This window comes from uncultured Gimesia sp. (assembly GCF_937919775.1).
GTDB lineage: Bacteria > Planctomycetota > Planctomycetia > Planctomycetales > Planctomycetaceae > Gimesia.
In genome coordinates, this window is record NZ_CALFPF010000675.1 from 1 (window position 1) to 3219 (window position 3219).

The following is a 3219-nucleotide window of genomic DNA, read 5'->3' on the forward strand; positions in this document are numbered from 1 at the left end:
AGCCCAATATCCGTGACCTGAGTTTCTAAAACATAAACCTGTTCCAAAGTGGTTACATCTTTGAGGAGTGCCAACAGGGCATCGATGTGCTCTACAGTGTTCTGTCTTCTCCAGTCGTAAAATGTGACGCCGCCCAAAACCGCCTGAAAACCCTGTTTCGTGATGGCCACATTCGCCCCCTGTTTTCTGAGCGATTCCATCACGGCCTGATCTTCTTTTCCGAGCGGGATCGTATATTCCACTTTGCATTTCGGGACATCTGTCTGGAATCTTTTCGCGCCGTCGGGCGTGACTTTGGTTTCGTTCAAATTGAGCCTGGTCAGAGTCATGATTGTTTTCAGATGAGCGAGCCCCGCGTCGGTGACCCCCGTATTCTGCAGATAAAGGTGAGAAAGAAATTTGAAGTTTTTCAAGTGTTCCAGCCCGGCATCGGTAATGCGCGTCTCTGTTAAAAACAGGCTGCGCAAATTGGAAAATGAATGTATTGCCGCTAATCCTGCATCATCCAGGTCCGTCCTGTTCAGATGAAGCGCTTTCAATTTGGGGAGACCTGTCAGCTGTGCGATTCCCGACGTAGTATTTTTTGTAGAGGAAATCGACAAATTTTCCAGGAACGGGAATCGATTTAGATAGCCGAAACCTTGATCGGTAATTTGTGTCTCGAATAGATCCAGATGCTGGAGATTCGTCAGACCGCTCAAATGTTGAATCCCGGCATCGGTTATTTTGGGGCCAGTGATCGTTAAGTATTTCAGGCTGGTTAGATGCTGCAGATGCCTCAAACCGGCATCAGTGACGTTCTGATTATTAATCGTGAGTCGTTCCAGATGTTTTAATTCCTTGAGATGAATCAGACGGTGATCAATGTGTTCATACTTCTGAAACGCCTGGTTTGTTTGCGAGAAATGGACAGAATGGATGAATTCAAAATTGCCTTGTTTTATGATACTGACAGAGGCGCCGCATGTCTTAAGGATCTCTGCAATTTGCTGCGATTCCATTGAAAGCAGGATCCTGTATTCAATCTGGCAACGGGGATGATCCGCTTGAAACGATTTCACTCCCTGTAATGTCACCTTGGTGCCGTTCAGATTCAAATTGCTGACACGCCGCAGGTTTTCCAGATCTTTCAGGCCTCGATCCGTGATATGGGTTTCCTTCAGATTCAATTTCTGCAGGCTGTTGATGGATTTTAAGTGCGGCGTGCCCCCATCCGTCGTGAATGTTGCTACGAGGCTGAGCGAATTCAGTTTCGGCAGCTTCGCTAATTCGATAAAGCCCTGATCTGCGACTTTGGTGTGATCAAGATTGATGCTCGTTAACTTCGACAAAGAATTGAGATGCACTAACCCGTCACTGTAGATTTTGTTGTAACTGAGATCCAGAGCCTGAAGGCTGGTGAAACCGGATAGATGCTTCAAGCCGTGTTCCGTGATTTTATTGCGGGGCAGTCTGAGCGATTGCAGTCTGCTCAGTTTTTTTAAGTGCGCCAGCCCCGCGTTGGTAATGTTACAGTCGTCAATGGTTAATTGTTCCAATTTGGTGAGGCCCGATAATTGTTTCAGACCGTGGTCCGTGATCCGAGCACCAAATAATCGGAGTCTCTTCAAATCAGATAAATACTGTAGTGGTTCGAGACCGGCATCACTCAACTCCTTGCTCTTAATCTCTAACTCTTCCAGGTGCTTGATCTCGGGCAGGAGTTTTAACAGCGTATGAATCTGTTCTTTCTCATGCTTCTGACTGAAGTACTCATCAAATCTGACGACAAAAGCTTCCGCATTCAATTCCCGATTCAAACGAAAGAAGTGGACTCCTGAATCTTTAAGCCGCTTAATGATTGCCTGCATATCTGCGGAATCAGGGGGCGAAGCCAGAATCATGCTTCTGGGATGGAGTGCGCGAAATGATGTTACGCCTGATTTCGTAACCCTGGTGCCGTGCAGATTCAGCTCTGTCAGCTTGACCGTTCTCTCTTTTGAATGCTCCAGGCCGGCATCCGTGACCTGTGTGCCATACAAATTGAGTCTCTGCAACAGGTGCAATGATTTTAACGCTTTAAGCCCGCTGTCATCAACTTGTGTGTCCTGCAGATTCAACACCGAAATCTGACCAAGGCCGCTTAACTGCTCCAGGCCCGTACTGGTGATTTTCGTTTCCTGCAGGTTCAGGCTCTTCAAGTCAGTCAGCTTCTGCAGATGAACCAGGCAGGCATCGGTCACCGCGGTTTTTCTGAGATTCAAGGAGCGTAGTTTCGTGAACTGCGACAGCCCCGCCAGACTGGCATCATCGATCTGATTAAAACCAAGCCCCAACGAAGTGAGTTCTTTGAATGGCGTCAGGTAAGCTAAACCAGCACCAGTTATTTTCGTAGATGTGAGTTCCAGAGTTGTCAAATGGGATAAGCCGGCGAGATGCTTCAAACCGGAATCATCGATTGGCGTCAGCGTTAAATCCAATGAATTCAGTTTGGGTAACGCTTTCAATTCTTGAAGGCCGGCCCCTGTAATCTGAGTACTATCGATCCGCAACGTTTCCAGATTGGTAAGCCCTTTTAAATGGACAAGCCCTGCATCGGTGATCGGCAGGCTGCCGAGCTGCAACCTTTTCAGAGCGGGGAATTGTTTCAGCGAGGCGAGTCCGGCATCGGTGATGCTGGTTCGACTCAAATCCAGATCGTACAATTTGGTAAACCCTTTGAGAGCAGGCAGCCCCTCGTCGGTAATTTGCGCTCCCGATAACCACAGTTTTTCCAGTTCCTTCAGACCGGCCAGATGGACGAGCCCTTCGTTAGTAATTCCCGAAGATTGAATACTGAGAGATTTGAGAGTGGGAAATTCCTTTAAATGTTGTAACTGCGCGTCAGTCACCTGTTTTCCAAACAGACTGACTGAGATCACTTTTTCCGCTGTGAGCAACTGAGACAGTGGCTGTCTGTCAGTCATGACATTAGCCCGCAAGGCTCTCAAAGCAGCGATGGCTTGCTGGGATTTCGCGGATGGCCTGTTCGTGAATTGAATTTTGCAGTCAGGCAGCGCGGCTTGGAGTTCCTGGATTCCCTGATTGGTAACATTCGTTCTGAGTAGATTCAGTGTTTTCAACTTCTTGAGATTTTTGAGATGTAATAATCCTGCATCACTCACGTTCGTATCATACAGATTCAGATTCGTTAAATGTTGAAGTGGCTTGATATGTACCAGGCCTGAATCGGATAGAGAC

1 protein-coding gene is annotated in these 3219 nt (G+C 47.5%); it reads right to left on the reverse strand.

Annotated features, from left to right (window positions below; translation table 11 throughout):
- On the reverse strand, nt 1-3219 hold a 3219-nt coding region (locus tag Q0294_RS19165), incomplete at both ends, for a hypothetical protein (protein ID WP_299468664.1).